The sequence below is a fragment of the Enterobacter sp. 237C8 genome (assembly GCF_034106865.1).
GTDB lineage: Bacteria > Pseudomonadota > Gammaproteobacteria > Enterobacterales > Enterobacteriaceae > Enterobacter > Enterobacter asburiae_B.
In genome coordinates this window covers 696080-715365 of sequence record NZ_JAWNDF010000001.1, presented here as the reverse complement: position 1 = coordinate 715365, position 19286 = coordinate 696080, and the positions used below count along the sequence as shown (strand labels likewise).

At 55.5% G+C, this 19286-nt stretch carries 20 protein-coding genes; 14 read left to right on the top strand and 6 right to left on the bottom strand.

The features are described from left to right. Window positions 1-247: 247 nt before the first annotated feature. The 6 genes from USF70_RS03395 to tusE all read left to right on the top strand — a co-directional run bounded on the left by USF70_RS03395 (window position 248) and on the right by tusE (window position 6483). Entirely contained in the window at window positions 248-991 is a 744-nt protein-coding gene (locus USF70_RS03395) for a fimbrial protein (RefSeq protein ID WP_232938311.1), read from the top strand. A gap of 75 nt (window positions 992-1066) precedes the next feature. Beyond that, window positions 1067-1573, top strand: a complete 507-nt coding sequence (locus USF70_RS03390) for a CS1 type fimbrial major subunit (protein ID WP_021240847.1) — start codon at window positions 1067-1069, stop codon at window positions 1571-1573. Window positions 1574-1645: 72 nt separating this feature from the next. Further along, a complete protein-coding gene (locus USF70_RS03385; RefSeq protein WP_320735272.1) occupies window positions 1646-4363 on the top strand; it encodes a TcfC E-set like domain-containing protein in 2718 nt (905 codons plus the stop codon). A gap of 1 nt (window position 4364) precedes the next feature. After that, on the top strand, window positions 4365-5522 hold the full coding sequence (locus USF70_RS03380; RefSeq protein ID WP_221702532.1) for a CfaE/CblD family pilus tip adhesin: 1158 nt from the start codon (window positions 4365-4367) through the stop codon (window positions 5520-5522). Window positions 5523-5532: 10 nt separating this feature from the next. Continuing rightward, window positions 5533-6084, top strand: a complete 552-nt coding sequence (locus tag USF70_RS03375; protein WP_047061513.1) for a LuxR C-terminal-related transcriptional regulator — start codon at window positions 5533-5535, stop codon at window positions 6082-6084. Window positions 6085-6153: 69 nt separating this feature from the next. Continuing rightward, window positions 6154-6483 carry a sulfurtransferase TusE gene (gene tusE, locus USF70_RS03370; protein WP_008499913.1) on the top strand — a complete coding sequence of 110 codons (330 nt, stop codon included), beginning with the start codon at window positions 6154-6156 and terminating at the stop codon, window positions 6481-6483. On the opposite strand, the gene yccX is transcribed toward tusE, so the two are convergent. The 3 genes from yccX to USF70_RS03355 are packed head-to-tail and all read right to left on the bottom strand — an operon-like array spanning window position 6480 to window position 8129. Then, a complete protein-coding gene (gene yccX, locus USF70_RS03365) occupies window positions 6480-6761 on the bottom strand; it encodes an acylphosphatase (RefSeq protein ID WP_033145129.1) in 282 nt (93 codons plus the stop codon). The genes tusE and yccX overlap by 4 nt on opposite strands. 11 nt (window positions 6762-6772) lie before the next feature. Further along, window positions 6773-7561 (bottom strand): AraC family transcriptional regulator, encoded by a 789-nt coding sequence (locus USF70_RS03360; protein ID WP_033145128.1) that lies wholly within the window; start codon window positions 7559-7561, stop codon window positions 6773-6775. A 10-nt stretch (window positions 7562-7571) separates the two neighbouring features. Next, window positions 7572-8129, bottom strand: a complete 558-nt coding sequence (locus USF70_RS03355) for a kinase inhibitor (RefSeq protein ID WP_033145127.1) — start codon at window positions 8127-8129, stop codon at window positions 7572-7574. 173 nt (window positions 8130-8302) lie between these two features. Between USF70_RS03355 and rlmI the strand changes: the two genes are divergently transcribed. Both rlmI and hspQ read left to right on the top strand, forming a co-directional pair. Next, the gene (gene rlmI, locus USF70_RS03350; protein WP_320735271.1) at window positions 8303-9493 is read left to right on the top strand and encodes a 23S rRNA (cytosine(1962)-C(5))-methyltransferase RlmI; all 1191 of its coding nucleotides are present in this window, start codon (window positions 8303-8305) and stop codon (window positions 9491-9493) included. Window positions 9494-9553: 60 nt separating this feature from the next. After that, window positions 9554-9871 carry a heat shock protein HspQ gene (hspQ, locus tag USF70_RS03345; protein ID WP_008499919.1) on the top strand — a complete coding sequence of 106 codons (318 nt, stop codon included), beginning with the start codon at window positions 9554-9556 and terminating at the stop codon, window positions 9869-9871. Between the two features lie 37 nt (window positions 9872-9908). On the opposite strand, the gene USF70_RS03340 is transcribed toward hspQ, so the two are convergent. Beyond that, complete coding sequence (locus tag USF70_RS03340) at window positions 9909-10322, bottom strand: CoA-binding protein (RefSeq protein ID WP_028012609.1); 414 nt, start codon at window positions 10320-10322, stop codon at window positions 9909-9911. Window positions 10323-10495: 173 nt separating this feature from the next. Here USF70_RS03340 and csgI point away from each other — a divergent pair, with 173 nt between their 5' ends. Together csgI and mgsA are read left to right on the top strand one after the other, a co-directional pair. Continuing rightward, window positions 10496-11158 carry a curli synthesis inhibitor gene (csgI, locus tag USF70_RS03335; protein ID WP_033145125.1) on the top strand — a complete coding sequence of 221 codons (663 nt, stop codon included), beginning with the start codon at window positions 10496-10498 and terminating at the stop codon, window positions 11156-11158. A gap of 80 nt (window positions 11159-11238) precedes the next feature. Further along, a complete protein-coding gene (gene mgsA, locus USF70_RS03330) occupies window positions 11239-11697 on the top strand; it encodes a methylglyoxal synthase (protein ID WP_033145124.1) in 459 nt (152 codons plus the stop codon). Window positions 11698-11754: 57 nt separating this feature from the next. On the opposite strand, the gene helD is transcribed toward mgsA, so the two are convergent. After that, the gene (gene helD, locus USF70_RS03325) at window positions 11755-13809 is read right to left on the bottom strand and encodes a DNA helicase IV (RefSeq protein ID WP_320735270.1); all 2055 of its coding nucleotides are present in this window, start codon (window positions 13807-13809) and stop codon (window positions 11755-11757) included. A gap of 123 nt (window positions 13810-13932) precedes the next feature. On the opposite strand from helD, the gene USF70_RS03320 reads away from it, so the two are divergent. Together USF70_RS03320 and yccS are read left to right on the top strand one after the other, a co-directional pair. After that, window positions 13933-14379, top strand: coding sequence for a YccF domain-containing protein (locus tag USF70_RS03320; RefSeq protein ID WP_023311032.1), 447 nt, complete (start codon window positions 13933-13935; stop codon window positions 14377-14379). 19 nt (window positions 14380-14398) lie between these two features. Continuing rightward, the gene (gene yccS, locus USF70_RS03315; protein WP_320735269.1) at window positions 14399-16561 is read left to right on the top strand and encodes a YccS family putative transporter; all 2163 of its coding nucleotides are present in this window, start codon (window positions 14399-14401) and stop codon (window positions 16559-16561) included. On the opposite strand, the gene USF70_RS03310 is transcribed toward yccS, so the two are convergent. After that, window positions 16518-17144: a TfoX/Sxy family DNA transformation protein gene (locus tag USF70_RS03310; protein ID WP_320735268.1), complete on the bottom strand. Its 627-nt coding sequence runs from the start codon at window positions 17142-17144 to the stop codon at window positions 16518-16520. The two genes, yccS and USF70_RS03310, sit on opposite strands and share 44 nt — an antisense overlap. Before the next feature lie 217 nt (window positions 17145-17361). Here USF70_RS03310 and sulA point away from each other — a divergent pair, with 217 nt between their 5' ends. Together sulA and ompA are read left to right on the top strand one after the other, a co-directional pair. Then, a complete protein-coding gene (sulA, locus tag USF70_RS03305; RefSeq protein ID WP_033145120.1) occupies window positions 17362-17871 on the top strand; it encodes an SOS-induced cell division inhibitor SulA in 510 nt (169 codons plus the stop codon). A gap of 354 nt (window positions 17872-18225) precedes the next feature. Beyond that, a complete protein-coding gene (gene ompA, locus USF70_RS03300) occupies window positions 18226-19281 on the top strand; it encodes a porin OmpA (protein WP_023311028.1) in 1056 nt (351 codons plus the stop codon). Window positions 19282-19286: the final 5 nt, after the last annotated feature.

Below are 19286 nucleotides of genomic sequence, written 5' to 3'. Positions count from 1 at the left end.
CTCCTGACCTGCTTATTTTTTCATCAGAAGGAATTTTCTTCCTATCCCTGGCCGCGGTATTTTCGCTTAACTATACAACCTTAAAGACAGAAAAGCAGGATAAAAACCTGTATTTAACGAGTTAATTAATACAAATTTTCACAAACCGCTGTTCTGGTTAAAGTTTCCCTGCCCTGAAGCAATACGAAAGCAGACGGTGTCCTGGTGTTAACGCGCCGCCGATGAACTCAGAGCAGGCAGACTGAATGTGAAACAGAAAAATAGAGTGAACATGACAACCGCCTTTTATGTCGCCGCGCTGTCATTGCCATTTTTCTCAGAAATGGCAATGGCCAATATGAGCGTGTACCCCATGGAACTGAATGTGGACAGGTCCGGTGCGGCGCAAATTAAGGTAGCGTCGAAAACGGATGATATTCAGTTCATTCGGGTGAGGCAAAAGAAAATTCTTAATCCCGGCACGGCCCAGGAAAAAGAGATTGATGTGGCCTCGTGGAAAGAAGGCGGCGTTGTTGTCACGCCCGAAAAATTTGCCCTCGCGGCAGGTGCAATGCGCGTCGTTCGTCTGGTATCGCTTACGCCACCGGAAAAAGAGACCACCTGGCGCGTCTATTTTGAAGGGGTAAAGCAGCCTGACAGCATTATTCCCGGCAAGGCAGAAAGCCCGGCTGCGACGGCGACATTGGGCGTCAATGTGATCTGGGGCGCCCTGATCCACCTCGCCCCGGAAAAAAGTGCGGTTTCACTCTCGATAGACCCTCGCAGGGGCACGTTAAAAAACAACGGTACGCTGCGCGTGCCGCTGAGAGAGATCGGTATTTGTGACGGAGATTCGTCGTGTAAATGGGTTAAAGAAGACGCGACGATTTATCCGGATACCGAACGGAAATTAAAAACGCTCACAAATACACAAGGCCAGAAATATAAATTCCGCTACTTCAACTGGGTGAATAAAACCGCTGAAGAAGCTGATTTACCCGTCGTGCAATAACACGACGTTACCGTAAAGACCCAAAAGGGTTTGTTTAAAGAGCCAGGGTGCTCATTTGTAAATATGGAGATATCAATGCGTAAGTACTTTAAACCTCTGATGATTGTTGCCGCGATGACCACGTCCGTTAGCGCGCTGGCGATCCAAAAAGATATTACCGTCAACGCCAGCGTTGATTCACAGCTGGACATGACCCAGGCCGATAACACGCCGCTGCCGGCAAGCATCGATATGCAGTATCTGCCTGGCCGCGGTCTGGAAAGCTATCGCCTGAATACCAAGGTGTGGTCTAACTCCGCCACCAGCAACGTGAAAGTCCGTCTGGTAAGCGCCGCGAAGCTGGCAAATGCCGACGGTGCTGAGACCATCCCAATGACGGTGAAGCTGGGCGACAAAACCCTCTCTACCGCCGATGTGGAATATACCGGTACCGAACTGTTCCCGGGAAGCATTGAAAACGGTTCAGCGGTACTGCCGCTGACCATTTCTCAGACCACCAAAGGCATTCTGAAAACCGGTCAGTACAGCGGCGTTGTCAGCCTGATGCTGACGCAGGCGACTACCACGGAAGGCGGTGCGTAACACCACAGCACCTAAGGAATAACGTCAGAGGGTGCCCACCCTCTGACGTCAGGATGATGTCGAGGCTCGTTCATGGCGTTTCACAGAAATACTCTCCTCTTTGTTGCTTTGTTACCCGCATCCATCCAACTCGCCTGCGCCGGGATGGCCGTCCCGGCAGGTTTTGAAGATCTGGCGAAAACGCAGCGCCTGTGGACAGAGGTCAACCTCTACGGCGAGTCGCTTGGACTTTTTGAAACGGATATCACGCTTGAAACGGTCAGTTTTGTCGCACCTGAAACCGTGGTTGCGGCCATCAAACGTCGGTTTAACGACGACCCTGCTCTCGTTGGCACCGTGTCTGCCGCGCTGGCCGTTCCGCTTGCCCGTAACGGCAACCTGGCCTGCAGCAGCAACGGCTCCGCAGCGGGCTGCGATTACATTGATACCGACCGCGCGGCCATTATCTATGATGAGAATAACGCCCGTATTAGCCTGTTTTTGGACAAGAAATTTCTGCCTAAAGCCACCGCGGAAAATCAGTGGTATCAGCCCACGCAGGACACCGAAAATGCGCTGATCCATCAGCAGAATATTAATTTTGTTGCCGACAGGGATTATCAGTCAGCCACCGTACAGGGCAATGGCGCGCTGGCGCTCACGCAGGACGGCTATGTTAACCTCGACTGGACCTGGCTGGGACAGCGTTCAAGGCGCCAGCAGCAACAGGAAATCACCGTCAACAACGCCTGGTTCCGCCAGGATATCCTGCGTCAGTACTATGTCCAGCTGGGCGAGATGGATACCCGCGATCTGTTCAGTAATGCCGGCGGGAATATCAACCTCAGCCAGCTGCCGCTGGGCAAAATTCGCGGTCTGCGCACGGGTTCAACACGGGCGTGGATTAATCCGGTTCAGCAGTCAAAGGGAACGCCTGTCACCGTACTGCTTTCCCATGACGCGCGTATCGACGCCCGCCGTGGCAATCAGCTGCTGGCCAGCTTTTACCTGAATGCCGGGGCGCAAACCCTCGACACGCGCTCGTTTCCGGACGGGAGCTACACCGTCACGCTGTCGGTCTATGAAAATAACCGGCTGACGCGTACCGAGCAGGTGCCGTTTACCCGAACCGGCATTACGCCATTTGACCGCGTCGAGTGGTTCCTGCAGGCGGGTGAAACCGACAATAGCGATCGGAACGAAGAACGCAGCGCGGTTGCGCAGGCGGGTGTGCGCCTGCCCGTCACCCCGACCCTGGCGCTGACCAGCGGAGCAACGATAAAGAAAAACCAGCGTTTCCTGGAAAATGCGCTCGACTGGAGCCGGGGCTTCAACGCGGGCCCGATCGACGGCGTGCTGAGTACCCGGTTTAGCTACCTTTACGGCAGCGAAGGCCAGCGCGGCAATATTCAGCAAATCAGCTACAACGACGGTTTTTCGCTGAGCCTCTATCGCAACGCGCTATCAGCGGAAAACTGCAACACCCGAAGCGCGGGGTTTGACGCCGTGAACGGCTGCTATCGCACCCTCTCGGTGATGTTTTCCGTCCCTGTCGGCGCCTGGTATGCGAGCCTCGGATATTCGGATAACCGCAACGAAGGACGGTACGTTTCACGTCGGGAGCTCCCGGACAGCGACGATCGCCACGATGCGGGTTTGCCGTGGGAATCGGTCTATATGACCCGCTCGCGCTCGCGCGCCTGGCAGGGAGGGCTGAGCAATGCCTTTAGCACCCGAGGCCTCAACATTAACAGCAGCATTAACCTGTTCATGCGTCACGATGACGCCCGCGACGGCAGGGACAAAGGCGGCTACCTGAGCGTGAGCCTGTCCATGGCGCATAACCGTCAGGGTGATGCCTCGAGCTATACCTCTATGGGCGCGACCTGGCAGCACCAGCAGCGTGAAAAAAATCAGCTGAGCTACAACGTGGCGCATAACTGGTACGCCGATGCACGCGGCGAAAACGAGTATGGTCTGAGCGCGTCGGGCATTAACAGCGACTCGCTGAATACCTCAGCCTATACGCGCCAGGGCGGGCGATATGGCAACGGCAGTCTGACCGTCAGCGACGCCTGGGATCGACAGGACAGGCGCCATACGCTGAGCAGCAGCGGCAACTACAGCTCAACCCTTGCGCTGTCGCGTTCTGGCCTGTGGCTGGGCCGCTGGAGCGACGGTCGTCCCGCTTCCGCCGTCGCGGTTAACGTTGCCACACCGGAAGATACCCAGGCTCCGAGCGTTGCCGTGTCGCTGGATAACAGCGGGAGCGCAGACATTCCGGGCAATAGCCGCGCCCTCTTCGCAGTGCCGGGCTACCAGCAGACGACGTTGACGATTAACGAATCGCTGGACGTATCCCGGGGGGCCAGCAGTGAGATCACGCAAGGTTCAGGCAGCAGAACGCTGTTTATGGTGCCTGGCAAACTGCTGCGTCGGGATGTGCAAACCACCGCAAGCTACACCTGGCTCGGCCAGTTAACCGACGAGCGTCATTCGCCGTTTATCGGTGGCGTGCCGCTGAACGTTAACGGCTGGAGCGATCTCGGCAACGGCGGATTCAGCGCCCAGAGCGATGCCCTGCTGCATAACCTCTACCTGGTGCGCCAGCAGCAGTTTTATCAGTGCGAACTCAACGTGAAAAGTATGCGCGACGTGGTGCGCTATGTCGGTTCCATTCCTTGCCGGGAGTTAACCTTCTCCGCCCTGCCGGATGCCGTCCAGCAGCAGGCGCAGCTGATGCTCGCCGGACGATCGGTACCTGCCGGTCCAACTGCCATGAACGCCGACAACCTCACTAAAGGGAAATGATGTGATTAAGTGCTTCTTTATATTACTGTTCTTAAGCCTGTGGACAGGCCAGGCGCTGGCGGGCGCCCCTGCGGGACGAAACACCAGCGTTGGGATCAGCTTCGATCGTACGGCATCGCCTGCGCGTTTCGATATCTGGTTTCATGAATCGGGCGGCTATGACCTCGCCGACCCGCAAAAGTGGGGACGTAATACCCTGACCTGTGAGTCCCGAACTGATACCACGAACGGGGCCTGCATGAACTCACCGGTCTGGTTCTCAGCTAACCCGGCCGCGCCCTATGCCATCAATTTACGTTTCACGCATGCCCTCACCAGCAAGACGGTGGATATCAAGGTGTATGGCGATCACTACATGTTTATCAACAATAAAGTCTTTACCTTTGCCAGCTTTGTCACGGGGGGAACGGGCGATCTCAGCGCCTGGAACAGAGAGCCCTATTTCGATTTCTATATTGTGAAAAGCGAACTGGATAAGCTCGCCCTGCCGGGGATCTGGACCGCAACGCTGAAGCAGAACCTGCGTCAATGGGGGAGCGCCGACTGTGGCGGAAACTTCAATGACGTAAACGTCGGATGCCCTGGCTACCTCACCATCGCCAGGTGGCAGGCAAACATTCGCATTGAGGTGGTCGATCCGGGTAATCAGCAGATTTATCTGCCGGCCTTTCCGCACTCAACGCCCGTCGTTAACCTCAACCTGACCAACTTCCCGGGGCGGCCGGGAGGTAGTGAGATCCAGGGTGAAAACTCGCTGGATATGTGCCTTTACGACGGCAAAAACAGTACCAGCACCCGCGCCTATCTTCGCTTTGAGGATGACGGACTCCCCTCAGCGGATCGTGCCGAAGGCGCGTTTTCTATCAGGCGACGCGGCGGTAGCCAGACCGATGCGCGGGATCGTCTCGATTATCGGGTCTCCGTCACCAATCCAATAACAGGCGCAACCGAAGCCGTCGCGAACGGTAAAACCCTGGTCTGGCAAGGCACGAACGATCCGCAGCATCTGCGTCAGGTCGTGCTGCCCGGCGGACGCGAGAGCGTATTGTGCATCCCTGCCCCTATTATCCTGAAAACCCCCGCGTTTGCCGCCAGCAGCAAAAACGCGGGCGACTATACCGGCACGCTGCGCGTTATCTATACGCCCAGCACGTTATAACGAGGTCACCGTGAGTTACGCTATTCTCGACAATAATCGATTTTACGCCGAAGGGTTGCGCTACGCGCTGCTGCGTCGGGGCGTTCAGCCAGAGGTCCAAAGCGACACCGTGCAATGGCAGCCAGCGCTGCTTACCCGCCGCGTGGTTGTCGTACGCTGCCGTTTTTCCGTGGCGGGTACGCATCAGGCATTGATAAACATTTTGCTCAGACTGGAAGCCGCCCGCTGGCAAGGCAGCCTGTATCTGGTCTGCAATGAAAAGGGGTGGGCGCTGGCGACGCATTTACGCAAGCGTTTCAGTACGTTGACCCTTTATATCATCGATGACCGGATCGCCGTCGCTGATGCGGCATATTTGCTGGCAAAAGAGCCTCGCCGCGTCCGAAGTCTTGACTGCTGTCTTACCGGCCTTGAATTCAACGTGCTCGATCTGATGCTTACCGGCTTGCCGGTACGCCACATTGCCATCGTGACGCGTATGTCTGAGAAGCAGGTTTCAACCCATAAATGCAACGCGCTGAAAAAGCTTAATGCCAACAATCTGCTGCAACTGCTCCTGTAGGGCACGGCTTATCCTTCGGCGGCTTTTTTGCTACACTGTCGCCGTTTTTTTCACAGACGACAGAAGATTATGTTCATTTTTGCAGGCCAGGAAATTGAGACCGATAGCGAAGGCTATCTGAAAGATACGACGCTCTGGAGCGAGCCGCTGGCGGAGAAAATTGCGGAAAACGAAGGGATTACCCTCTCCCCCGAACACTGGGAAGTGGTGCGTTTTGTCCGCGAGTTCTATCTTGAATTCAACACCTCTCCGGCGATCCGCATGCTGGTCAAAGCCATGGCCAATAAGTTCGGCGAAGAGAAAGGCAACAGCCGCTATCTGTATCGTCTGTTCCCGAAAGGCCCGGCAAAACAGGCCACCAAAATTGCCGGCCTGCCTAAGCCGGTGAAGTGTATTTAATACCGAATCCCGAAGTTTACGTATTCGCGCCCGGGTTGATGCGGTTCCGTTAACACCTTATCAACCCGTGCGCTGCGCGGCCCGCCCGCTTTCAGCCACGCCACCAGCTTGTCGACCTGCTCCGCTTCGCCGCAGGCGACCACCTCAACGCTGCCGTCGTCCCTATTTCGCGCGTATCCCGTGAGCCCAAGCTCAACCGCTTCGCGCTGGGTGCTGTAGCGGAACCCCACGCCCTGAACAACGCCGTGAACCCAGGCAATGGTGCAGACTTTTGACATTTTTCTTCTCCTTAACGTAGCGTTTTCGGCAAACAGCCATAGTGCTGCCGGAAACGGGCGGTGAAACGAGAGCTGGAAAGATACCCACATTGTAATGCGATTTCGCCAATTGGTAATCGGGTTGACTGGAGCTGTGACAAAGCAACGGCCATCCTCACCTCCTCCACGATCTGGCGAAAACTCTGCGACTCTTCACGTAAGCGTCTGCGCAGCGTCGGCACGCTTAAGGCCAGACGGCTGGCGACATCCTGCGCGGTCCAGGCTCTGGAGGGCGACAGCATAATGAACTGCCGCACCTGCTCGGTCAGGTTACTGTTGCGCTCAACAAGCAGCGGACCCGCCACGCCATCGTGCAGCAGGGCCAGCAAAAGGCCGAAAGCCTGATGCTTTTGTAGCGCCTCCGGTAAATCCTGACGCACGGCGTGCAGCAGATTGTCCCACATAAACGCCAATCCCTCGCTCAGCGGGGCGCAGAGCGAATGCAGCGTCGTGCGCGGCCAGGATTTCAGGTAATGCGCCTTAAACTCGGCGACGATCTCCGGGGATAACATCAGCAAATCCGAGTGAAACAGACCGTTTACAGGCTGATTGATAATCTCCATCGCCGTATTGGCCGGGATAATGATGAGCTCATCCCGTGTCGCCTCCAGGCGGTTATCATCCTGAACTATCACCTTAGTGCCGTGAGTGATATGACAAATAGCCGGAAAAAAGAGCTTAACCTGGTGCAGGCGATGCATTTTGCTGGCAGTCACTTCACCCGCGGTAAGATGGTTATGTCGAAAATGAAACTCCTGCACCCTGCCATCCTTATCTGCTGTAGGTTGCTGTTAACTGAGCCTTTGCCAGAACGTGACTATTGAGCATAAAACCGACCAGCGCGCCGCTGGCATTGTTGTCGACGGGCAGTTTATCCACGTCCAGGGCCCAGACGGTAATCTGATAGCGGTGAGGCTTGTCCCCTTCGGGTGGACATGCGCCGCCGAATCCAGAATAGCCGAAATCATTACGCCCCTGCACAACGCCGGCAGGTAATTTCTCGCCGTTTGGGTTACCGGCATCAGCGGGCAGCGTCATTGTCTTCGCCGGAATATTGGCTACGGTCCAGTGCCACCAGCCGCTTCCGGTAGGCGCATCCGGGTCATATACCGTGACGGCAAAACTTTTCGTACCGGCAGGCGGATTTTTCCATGCCAGCTGTGGAGAGATATTCCCACCGTGGCAGCCAAACCCCTCAAATACCTGCTGTTGCGCCAGTCGCCTTTCGCCGGAAATATCCCGGCTGGTGACGTCGAAAGGCGTTGTTGCTAAAACCTGAAAACTCATCGCCGTCAGAGCGGCTATTGCTATCACACTGCGCTTTTTCATGGGTGCTTCCTCTGCTGTACCGGAAGCCCCACTCTAAACCCAGCTGCAATATCGTAATGTGCCTAAGCGATTTGATTTTGTGCCGAAACGCTCAACGGTATCCGCAGATGATTGCGCCTTGCTGAATGTGGTAATCTACGCGCCATTTCCTGAAATCGACAGAACAGCAAATTATGAGTGTACGTTTAGTGTTAGCCAAAGGGCGCGAGAAATCATTACTGCGCCGTCATCCCTGGGTCTTTTCCGGCGCGGTTGCCCGTATGGAAGGCAAAGCCAGCCTCGGTGAAACCATTGATATCGTTGACCATCAGGGGAAATGGTTAGCGCGAGGCGCCTACTCGCCAGCGTCCCAGATCCGCGCTCGCGTCTGGACGTTTGATAAAGATGAAACCATCGACATCGACTTCTTCGTTCGCCGTCTGCAGCAGGCGCAGCAGTGGCGCGACTGGCTGGCAAAACGCGACGGGCTGGACAGCTACCGCCTGATTGCCGGTGAGTCCGACGGCCTGCCTGGCGTGACCATCGATCGCTTCGGTAACTTCCTGGTGCTGCAGCTCCTGAGCGCCGGAGCGGAATACCAGCGTGCCGCGCTGATCAGCGCGCTGCAAACGCTGTTCCCGGAATGCGCCATTTACGACCGCAGCGATGTGGCGGTGCGCAAAAAAGAAGGCATGGAGCTGACTCAGGGGCCCGTAACGGGCGAACTGCCACCGGCCCTGCTGCCGATTGAAGAGCACGGCATGAAGCTGCTGGTGGATATTCAGGGCGGGCACAAAACGGGTTACTACCTCGACCAGCGCGACAGCCGTCTGGCTACGCGTCAGTACGTCGCCGACAAACGCGTGCTGAACTGCTTCTCCTATACCGGCGGTTTTGCCGTTTCGGCGCTGATGGGCGGCTGTGCTCAGGTGGTGAGCGTGGACACGTCGCAGGAAGCGCTGGACGTGGCAAAACAGAACGTCGAGCTCAACAAGCTGGACTTGTGCAAAGCGGAGTTTGTCCGCGATGACGTGTTCAAGCTGCTGCGTAAATATCGCGATCAGGGCGAGAAGTTCGACGTCATCGTGATGGATCCGCCGAAGTTTGTGGAAAACAAAAGCCAGCTGATGGGCGCGTGCCGCGGGTATAAAGATATCAACATGCTGGCTATCCAGCTGCTGAACCCGGGCGGGGTTCTGCTCACCTTCTCCTGCTCCGGCCTGATGACCACAGATTTATTTCAGAAAATCATCGCCGATGCCGCAATAGATGCTGGTCGTGATGTACAATTTATAGAGCAGTTCCGTCAGGCAGCCGATCACCCCGTGATTGCTACCTACCCGGAAGGACTGTATCTGAAAGGGTTTGCCTGTCGCGTCATGTAACTTGAAAAGAGAAATATTGCCCGCACATAACGTGTAAGTAGTGTTTCCCGGGAGGTGACTATGATTGCCAGCAAATTCGGTATCGGCCAGCAGGTCCGCCACACTTTGCTAGGGTATTTGGGTGTGGTCGTGGATATCGACCCGGAGTATTCCCTTGATGAACCGTCAGCAGACGAGCTGGCGGTGAACGCAGAGCTTCGCGCCGCGCCCTGGTACCATGTGGTAATGGAAGGTGATGATGGACAACCCGTTCACACCTATCTGGCCGAAGCGCAGCTGAGTAGCGAGCTGCAGGAAGAGCATCCGGAGCAACCCACAATGGATGAACTTGCTCAGACTATCCGCAAACAGTTACAGGCTCCGCGCCTGCGGAACTAAGCGTGTAAAAAAAGCCCGATAAACGGGCTTTTTTTTATTACTTCGCCAGCCCCAGACGGGGGATGTCGATCGCCGGACAGCGATCCATGACGACCTTCAACCCCGCATCCCGCGCCAGCACGGCGGCCTGCTCGTTAATCACGCCCAGCTGCATCCACAGCGTTTTCGCCCCTACGGCGATAGCGTCCTGCGCCACTTCCCACGCTGCCTCGGAATTACGGAAGACATCGACCATATCGATTTTTTCCGGCACGTCCGCGAGCGTGGCGTAACCCTGCTGACCCAGCAATGTTTTCCCCGCCACTTTTGGTGAGACCGGGATAACGTGATAGCCCTGATCGAGAAGGTATTTCATCACCCGATAGCTGGGACGATCGGGTTTATCGCTCGCGCCCACCAGCGCAATGGTACGCGTGGATGTCAGAATCTCGGCAATATCGTTCTCTTTCATGGTTTTTCTCCTGGCTTTTTTAAAAGTGTACGCCAAACCGCACATCTCAACCATCCATCCCATACAGATGCATGAGGGCAAAACGGCGAAATATGTCTATATGTTAGTAAACGTGATTATCGAAAAATTTAGATACATTAATGCGGCGACAGGATTTCTGACGGGAGCCTTCTATGAAAACCGGTATTGCCACTGCCCTGATTGCGTTAGTGATGCCGGTCTGCGTTTTTGCTACCACGCTCCGGCTCTCTACCGACATTGATCTTCTTGTACTGGACGGAAAAAAGGTCTCCAGCTCGTTATTGCGCGGTGCAGACAGCATCGAGTTAGATAACGGGCCGCATCAGCTGGTCTTTCGGGTAGAAAAGTCGATCGGTCTGGCTAATCACGAGCAACGGATGTACATCTCCCCGCCTCTGATCGTCAGCTTTAATACCCGGCAAATCAGTCAGGTGAACATCACCCTGCCTCGCCTTGAAACGGAGAAGGAATCTGCGGCCTTCGACGCTTCACCCCGCGTTGAACTGCTGGACGGGAATGCGATGCCGATTCCGGTGAAGCTGGATATTCTGGCGTTAACGACCTCGCCGAAAGGCCCGGATTACGAGGCCGCGACCCAGACCTATAACAAAGCGGGAAAACGCGCATCGCTTCCGCAGTTTGCCACCATGATGGCGGATGACAGTACGCTTTTATCCGGCGTCTCTGAACTGGACGTTATTCCTCCCCAGTCCCAGACCCTGACGGAACAGCGCCTTAAATTCTGGTTCCAGCAGGCCGATCCCGACACGCGGGCCCGGTTTTTACAATGGGCAAAACAACAACCTTCATCATAAGCCACATTTTTTACGCCTTTCTCTTGCAGCGTCAGACGGTTCCCGTCATCGTGTAGTCAGTTAACCTGATGGATATGATTATGGAACTGACAACACGCACGCTGCCTGAGCGCAAACACATTGCTCTTGTGGCGCACGATCACTGTAAACAAATGCTGCTTAACTGGGTTCGCCGCCATCAGCCTTCGCTGGAAAAGCACGCCCTGTCGGCGACCGGCACAACCGGTAACCTGATCCAGCGCGAAACGGGTCTGCAGGTGAATGCCATGCTGAGTGGGCCGATGGGCGGCGATCAGCAGGTCGGCGCGCAGATTTCCGAAGGGAAAATTGATGTGCTGATCTTCTTCTGGGACCCGCTGAACGCGGTTCCGCACGATCCGGATGTTAAAGCGCTGCTGCGCCTGGCGACGGTGTGGAATATTCCGGTGGCGACAAACCTGTCGACGGCGGATTTCATCATCGAATCGCCGCAGTTTAACTCGCCGGTTGATATCCTTATTCCGGACTATCAGCGTTATCTTTCCGACAGACTGAAGTAGCTTTTTTGCCGGGTGGCGGCTATGCCTTACCCGGCTACAAAATCTTGCCTGATATCGTTATGGCTTACGCGCCACCGGCACATCAATACTCTTCAGGATATCGACAAACACGGATGGCTCCTCTTTATTGAACAGCAGCCACACGCGATGCCGCGCGCGGGTGATGGCCACATACAGCAAACGCCGCTCTTCGGCATCCGGGAAGTCTTCCGGCACCGGCAGCAGGGCCTCTTCCATCACCGACTCGCGGGCCGGGGCCGGGAAACCGTCGCTGCCCTCTTTCAGCCCCAGCACAATCACATAGTCAGCCTGCTGCCCTTTGCTGGCGTGAATTGTCATAAATTCAAGCTGCAGTTTCGGCCAGCGGGTGGCGGCTTTTTCCAGCGCTGCGGGCTTAAGGTGATGGTAGCGCGCCAGCACCAGAATACGTTCATCGGGCTTCGCGTAGCCGCTGAGTTTGTCCAGTAGCGGCTCCAGCTGGTCATCCGCCAGCAGGGTGACCGCTTTTTTATCCCCTGGGCGCAGGCTATTGAGCGGCTTGGCCAGCTGATGCGGGTTTTGCTGGATAAAGCGGTTGGCGATCTCACCAATGCGTGAATTGAAGCGGTAGGTGGTGTCCAGATCGCTGCGATCCCCTTCGCCAAAATAGTGGTGGAACGCGGTCGTCAGGGAGAGCTGCGCCCCGCTGAAGCGATAGATGGCCTGCCAGTCGTCACCCACCGCAAACAGCGACGTATGTTTATTTTGCGCCCGTAGCGCCGAGAGCAGCTCAGCACGCTGCGGAGAGATGTCCTGGAACTCATCCACCAGAATGTGTTTCCACGGGCTGACAAAACGTCCCTTCTCAAGAATGATGATGGCCTGATGGATTAAACCTGAGAAATCGACGGCATTTTCCTCTTTCAGCGCGGTTTTCCAGGCTTTCAGCAGCGGAGCCATCAGCTTGACCCGTTTCGAGAACAGATCGCGAATCGCCTCCGGCGCGCTTTCAATCATCTCTGCCTGCGTTCCACCGTGCATTCGCATCAGGCTGACCCAGCGGTCAAGTCGCGAACCCAGCCGACGCGCCAGTTTGTCATCCTGCCAGAAGCTGCCCTCTGGCACCTCCCAGCCGAGCTCCTCCTCCAGCCACTGACGCCACCCTTTCGCCTGCGCATTTTTCTCACTGCACTGCTGGCGCCACGCTTTGATGAACAGCGCCTGACGCGCCTGCGCGTCGTTTTCCAGCTTACTGATGGAAGGCACTTTTTTACTGCCCTGCTGAATAATATGCAGCGCAAGGGCATGGAAGGTTCTGGCCGTGATATCCCGCGTGTGCAGACGTTCCTGGATACGTTCGTCCATCTCCTGAGCAGCCTTGCGGCCAAAGGCCAGAAGCAGTATTTGATCGGCTACCGCTTCTCCGGTCGTCAGCAGCCAGCCGGCACGCGCCACCAGCACCGAGGTTTTACCGCTACCGGCCCCCGCCAGCACCAGCAGCGACTGCTCGCCGTTGACCACCGCGCGCGCCTGGGCCGGATTGAGCGGTGAAGACTCCACCGTACTGAAAAAGTCGGCGTATTGGGTGAGCATAGCGTCCGTCCAGGCCTGGTTATGGGCGAGACGGCTTTTATCCTTATCATTCAGCCAGGCCTGACACTGGCGCCAGGCGTCGCGACAGTTGTCAAACTCGTCGAGACGCGTCACGGAGAGCGGCAGCGCCGAGAGTGCCTGTCGGATCTTTTGCTGCAGCCCGGCGGTCTGCTGACGGGTCAGCCACGCGTGCTGTGCGTTGCTCTGCGCGATATCGTCCAGCACCTGCTGCAGCACCTGGGCGGCAATTACGCTCATATCCTGGCTCCACTGCTGCCAGAGTGCGTTCAGGTGATGATGGAAACGCTGGGTTTCCGACCACTCGGTGCCGTGAAGACGCACGACTTTATCGTCAGGCAGAACGAACTCCAGCTCGCCCCACACCAGCCCGCGCTTACAGTGGATAGCCAGAAGCTGATTAAACGGAATAAGGTATTCGTGGCGTTCCCCGGAGACTTTCACCCCGGCATTAAGGAGAACCACCCTGTCGTAAGGGTGTTGCGCCAGGCGTTTGCCTAACGAGGTTGCTTTCAGTTCCATGTTCCGCCAAATCCACGAAGAGATAATTTACCTGACAGTTTAACTGCCAGTTTTAAGGTGCTCCAGCCTAAAAAAACGTTACAATCATTGGGCGTTAATTTTATCGAAAGGAAGTGAGGGTTTATGCGTACCGTTCTGAATGTGTTGAATTTTGTGCTGGGCGGTTTTGCCACCACCCTTTCCTGGCTTTTCGCCACGCTGGTGAGCATCGTCCTGATTTTCACGCTTCCCCTGACCCGTTCCTGCTGGGAGATCACAAAACTCTCCTTAATCCCCTACGGAAATGAAGCTATCCACGTTGACGAGCTCAATCCGGAGAGCAAAAACGCCCTGATGAATACGGGCGGAACCCTGCTGAACATTCTGTGGCTGATTTTCTTCGGCTGGTGGCTGTGCATCATGCATATTTTTGCCGGTATTGCACAGTGCATCACGATTATTGGTATTCCGGTGGGGATAGCGAACTTTAAGATCGCCGCTATCGCCCTTTGGCCCGTTGGTCGCAGGGTTGTTCCGGTAGAAGTGGCCCAGGCGGCGCGTGAAGCAAACGCGCGTCGTCGTTTTCAGTAAATAAGGACCGGCCGCGTTTATGCTAAGCCCACTGCTTCGCCGTTATACCTGGAACAGCACCTGGCTATACAACGTCAGGATATTTATCGCGCTTTGCGGCACGGTTGCACTGCCCTGGTGGCTGAATGATGTCAAGCTCACCATTCCGCTTACGCTGGGGGTAGTGGCCGGGGCGCTGGCGGACCTGGACGATCGTCTGGCCGGGCGCTTACGTAACCTGGTCATCACGCTCGTCTGCTTTTTCATTGCGTCAGCGTCCGTTGAGCTGCTTTTCCCGTGGCCCTGGCTGTTTGCCCTGGGCCTTACGCTCTCAACCAGCGGGTTTATTTTGCTGGGCGGCCTCGGGCAGCGCTATGCCACCATCGCGTTTGGTGCATTGCTGATCGCTATCTACACCATGCTGGGCGTTTCCCTCTATGACCAGTGGTACCAGCAGCCGGTTCTCCTGCTGCTGGGCGCCATCTGGTATAACCTGCTGACGCTAACCGGTCATCTGATCTTCCCGGTTCGCCCGCTGCAGGATAACCTTGCCCGCAGCTTTGAGCAATTAGCCCACTATCTGGAACTGAAATCCCGGCTGTTCGACCCGGATATCGAGGAAGAAAGCCAGGCTCCGCTCTACGATCTGGCGCTGGCAAATGGCCAGCTGGTCGCCACCCTTAACCAGACAAAAGCCTCTCTGCTTACCCGTCTGCGCGGCGATCGCGGTCAGCGCGGAACGCGAAGGACCTTACACTACTATTTTGCCGCCCAGGACATTCACGAACGTGCCAGCTCCTCGCACGTTCAATACGCGGCCCTGCGCGAGAAGTTCCGCTACAGCGACGTGATGTTCCGCTTCCAGCGCCTGCTGTCCATGCAGTCTCAGGCGTGTCAGCAGCTCTCGCGCTCCATTCTGCTGCGTACGCCCTATCAGCATGACCCCCGCTTTGAACGCGTATTCAGCCATCTTGATGCGGCGCTCGACCGCGTTCAGGCCAGCGGAACGTCACCGGAGCACATCAAAGCGCTGGGCTTTCTGCTGAACAACCTGCGGGCGATTGATGCTCAGCTGGCGACCATTGAGTCCGAACAGGCGATGGCGCTGCCGGGCAGTGAGGTGGAAAATCAGCTTGCTGATGACAGCGTGCACAGCGTTAGCGATATGTGGCTGCGTCTGAGCCGTAACTTTACGCCGGAGTCGGCACTCTTTCGCCACGCGGTAAGAATGTCGCTGGTGCTGTGCGTGGGGTATGCCTTTATCCAGATAACCGGGCTGCACCACGGCTACTGGATCCTGCTGACCAGCCTGTTCGTCTGCCAGCCGAACTATAACGCCACCCGACACCGTCTTGCGCTGCGTATTATCGGCACGCTGGTCGGCGTCGCGATTGGCCTTCCGGTACTCTATTTCGTGCCCTCCGTTGAAGGTCAACTGATCCTGATTGTGATCACCGGCGTGTTGTTCTTCGCGTTTCGCAACGTGCAGTATGCTCACGCCACCATGTTCATTACGCTGCTGGTGCTGCTCTGCTTTAACCTGCTGGGTGAAGGGTTCGAAGTCGCCCTGCCCCGCGTGATCGATACCCTGATTGGCTGTGCGATTGCCTGGGCTGCGGTCAGCTTTATCTGGCCGGACTGGCGTTTCCGCAATTTGCTGCGCGTGGTAGACAGGGCAATGAACGCCAACTGTCGATACCTTGACGCAATCCTGGAGCAGTACCACCAGGGGCGCGATAACCGCCTGGCTTACCGGATAGCCCGTCGCGACGCGCACAACAGTGACGCAGAACTGGCCTCCGTTGTCTCTAACATGTCAACGGAGCCTCGCGCCACGGCAGAGATTCGTGAGACTGCGTTCCGCCTGCTCTGTCTGAACCATACGTTCACCAGCTATATTTCGACGCTGGGTGCCCACCGTGAGAAACTCACCAACCCGGGCATTCTCAACCTGCTCGATGATGCCGTCTGTTACGTTGATGACGCACTTCATCACCGACCGGCCGATGAGCCGCGCGTTCAACAGGCCCTGGATGAACTGGCTCAACGCATTGCGCATCTTGACCCTGGAAACGACAGCAAAGCGCCGCTGGTTCTTCAGCAAATAGGCCTGCTTATCGCTCTGCTGCCTGAAATTTGCCGGCTGCAACAGCAAATCGCTACCTGGAGGAGTGATTCTCCTGTGGCTCAGGCAGCGCATTAAACCACTCCGTCAGCTCCCGGCGAATGCCTGCCGGGAGTGCCGCCTCATGCAGCCCCTCGATAGCCCCTTCCAGCGCGAAGAGAACCTTAATACCGAGCGCTTTGTTTTTTGCCCGCATCTTCAGCCAGCTCGCTCTGGCACCCAGTGCCCGCAGCGTTTCCTCATTGGTGATGCCAGCTTCAAAGAGCAAGACTTCAAGCTGAAAGGTCAGGTTTGGCAGATCCTTGAGTCGGTTTCGTTGATGGCGCTGATAGCGCTCTTTTCTTGCCGCACTGAGCGCAAACGAGGAGAGCTGAAGCAGCCGCTCCCTGTCGTGCCATAATCCGTCATCCACACGATAATAGTTGAGCAGCACCGGGCGGCCTCGCTTCATCAACGTCAAAAAAGAGGAGGCATTTTTTACACAGTATTTCGCACTCTCTTCACAGGCGCGAAGATAAAGCTCTCCGTCTGACACCATGGCAAAAACCGCATCATCCACCGCCAGGGTATAGCCTCCAAACAGCGCGCGATGATGAATCTCGCCCAACGGGGAGAGGTATTCCTGGGATTTATAAATCCGTTCATAAGATATCTTTTTCATGATATTTCCCTTCAAAATCATAAAGTAACAACGAAATTTCTTACTAGCGGATCCGTTAGCAGGAAAATAGGCAACTTATTGCCGATGAGCAAGATGATTTTTCGAGGGACATCAACATTGAATGAATTTTGCGAGTCGCTTTCCGAAAATGAGGTTGATCTTTATGCATACAGGGGTTACTGTATATCCATACAGTAACTACAGGGCTGGAATGAATATGCACACTTCAGGCTATGCAAATCGCTCAACCTCTCTCTCTTCTACCGCAGGCAATGTCGCGCAGAATTCCGTCGAGCGTGTTTCCACGGGGCTTATCAGTGAAGTGGTTTATCGTGAAGACCAGCCCCTGTTGACGCAACTTCTGTTGTTGCCGTTATTGCAACAGCTTGGTCAGCAATCGCGCTGGCAGCTTTGGCTCACGCCCCAGCAAAAACTGAGCCGTGAGTGGGTTCAGTCCGCAGGCCTGCCGCTTACTAAGGTCATGCAAATTAATCAGCTCCCGCCGTGCGATACCGTTGAGTCGATGATCCGCGCGTTACGCACCGGAAATTACAGCGTGGTGATTGGATGGTTACCGGAAGAATTGACGGAAGAGGAACATTTCCGTCTGACTGAAGCAGCCGAAGAAGGGAATGCGATCGGGTTCATTATGCGTCCGGTTCGATCGGATTCTTACCGCAGAGGACAACTTTCTGGGCTAAAAATTCACTCCAATTTGTATCATTGAGTGAAATTAAGATTTTTCCTGGAATTTTTTTTGACCACAAGATGGCATTAAAGTTCCCGGCCTGAAAATTGCGGCAAGGCTTGTCTGGTGCGGTTCTCCTTAATTTTATTGCACAAAATTCGTTCGAAAAATGTTAAATAATCGGTATACGGAACTTTTTTTTTCATATGCCTGACGGACTTCACACTTGTAAGTTTTCAGCTACGTTGTAGACTTTACATCGCCAGGGGTGCTCGGCCTAAGCCGAAGATATCGGTAGATTTATATTTGACCACGCCCCCCGGTGAAGGATTTAACCGTGATTCTCTCCTGAGACTTTCATGGCGAATTTTGGATGATAACGAGGCGCAAAAAATGAAAAAGACAGCTATCGCGATTGCAGTGGCACTGGCTGGCTTCGCTACCGTAGCGCAGGCCGCTCCGAAAGATAATACCTGGTATGCAGGTGGTAAACTGGGCTGGTCTCAGTTCCACGACACCGGCTGGTACAACAGCAGCCTGAACAATGATGGCCCAACTCACGAGAGCCAGCTTGGTGCAGGTGCGTTCGGTGGCTATCAGGTTAACCCGTATGTTGGTTTTGAAATGGGTTACGACTGGTTAGGTCGTATGCCATACAAAGGCGACACCATCAACGGCGCTTTCAAAGCACAGGGCGTTCAGCTGACCGCTAAACTGGGCTACCCAATCACTGACGATCTGGACGTGTACACCCGTCTGGGCGGCATGGTATGGCGCGCAGATTCCAGCAACAACATCTCTGGTGACAACCATGACACCGGTGTTTCCCCAGTATTCGCTGGTGGCGTTGAGTGGGCTATGACCCGTGACATCGCTACCCGTCTGGAATACCAGTGGGTTAACAACATCGGCGACGGCAACACCGTTGGTGTTCGTCCAGACAACGGCATGCTGAGCGTAGGTGTTTCCTACCGTTTCGGCCAGCAGGAAGAAGCAGCTCCAGTTGTTGCTCCAGCGCCGGCTCCAGCTCCAGAAGTACAGACCAAGCACTTCACTCTGAAGTCTGACGTTCTGTTCAACTTCAACAAAGCGACTCTGAAACCAGAAGGCCAGCAGGCACTGGATCAGCTGTACACCCAGCTGAGCAACCTGGATCCTAAAGACGGTTCCGTAGTGGTTCTGGGCTTCACCGACCGTATCGGTTCTGACGCTTACAACCAGAAACTGTCTGAGAAACGTGCTCAGTCTGTTGTTGATTACCTGATCTCTAAAGGTATCCCAGCTAACAAGATCTCCCCACGTGGTATGGGCGAATCTAACCCAGTTACTGGCAACACCTGTGACAACGTGAAAGCTCGCGCTGCACTGATCGACTGCCTGGCTCCAGATCGTCGCGTAGAGATCGAAGTTAAAGGCATCAAAGACGTTGTAACTCAGCCAGCGGCATAAGTTAT

What these genes read in the sequence shown, in the direction of transcription:
- hspQ (WP_008499919.1), top strand. Translation starts at nt 9,554, where the DNA reads ATGATTGCCAGCAAATTCGGTATCGGCCAGCAGGTCCGCCACACTTTG.
- USF70_RS03385 (WP_320735272.1), top strand. Translation starts at nt 1,646, where the DNA reads ATGGCGTTTCACAGAAATACTCTCCTCTTTGTTGCTTTGTTACCCGCA.
- tusE (WP_008499913.1), top strand. Translation starts at nt 6,154, where the DNA reads ATGTTCATTTTTGCAGGCCAGGAAATTGAGACCGATAGCGAAGGCTAT.
- csgI (WP_033145125.1), top strand. Translation starts at nt 10,496, where the DNA reads ATGAAAACCGGTATTGCCACTGCCCTGATTGCGTTAGTGATGCCGGTC.
- yccX (WP_033145129.1), bottom strand. Translation starts at nt 6,761, where the DNA reads ATGTCAAAAGTCTGCACCATTGCCTGGGTTCACGGCGTTGTTCAGGGC.
- yccS (WP_320735269.1), top strand. Translation starts at nt 14,399, where the DNA reads ATGCTAAGCCCACTGCTTCGCCGTTATACCTGGAACAGCACCTGGCTA.
- sulA (WP_033145120.1), top strand. Translation starts at nt 17,362, where the DNA reads ATGCACACTTCAGGCTATGCAAATCGCTCAACCTCTCTCTCTTCTACC.
- USF70_RS03355 (WP_033145127.1), bottom strand. Translation starts at nt 8,129, where the DNA reads ATGAAAAAGCGCAGTGTGATAGCAATAGCCGCTCTGACGGCGATGAGT.
- USF70_RS03310 (WP_320735268.1), bottom strand. Translation starts at nt 17,144, where the DNA reads ATGAAAAAGATATCTTATGAACGGATTTATAAATCCCAGGAATACCTC.
- USF70_RS03320 (WP_023311032.1), top strand. Translation starts at nt 13,933, where the DNA reads ATGCGTACCGTTCTGAATGTGTTGAATTTTGTGCTGGGCGGTTTTGCC.
- USF70_RS03390 (WP_021240847.1), top strand. Translation starts at nt 1,067, where the DNA reads ATGCGTAAGTACTTTAAACCTCTGATGATTGTTGCCGCGATGACCACG.
- USF70_RS03340 (WP_028012609.1), bottom strand. Translation starts at nt 10,322, where the DNA reads ATGAAAGAGAACGATATTGCCGAGATTCTGACATCCACGCGTACCATT.
- rlmI (WP_320735271.1), top strand. Translation starts at nt 8,303, where the DNA reads ATGAGTGTACGTTTAGTGTTAGCCAAAGGGCGCGAGAAATCATTACTG.
- ompA (WP_023311028.1), top strand. Translation starts at nt 18,226, where the DNA reads ATGAAAAAGACAGCTATCGCGATTGCAGTGGCACTGGCTGGCTTCGCT.
- helD (WP_320735270.1), bottom strand. Translation starts at nt 13,809, where the DNA reads ATGGAACTGAAAGCAACCTCGTTAGGCAAACGCCTGGCGCAACACCCT.
- mgsA (WP_033145124.1), top strand. Translation starts at nt 11,239, where the DNA reads ATGGAACTGACAACACGCACGCTGCCTGAGCGCAAACACATTGCTCTT.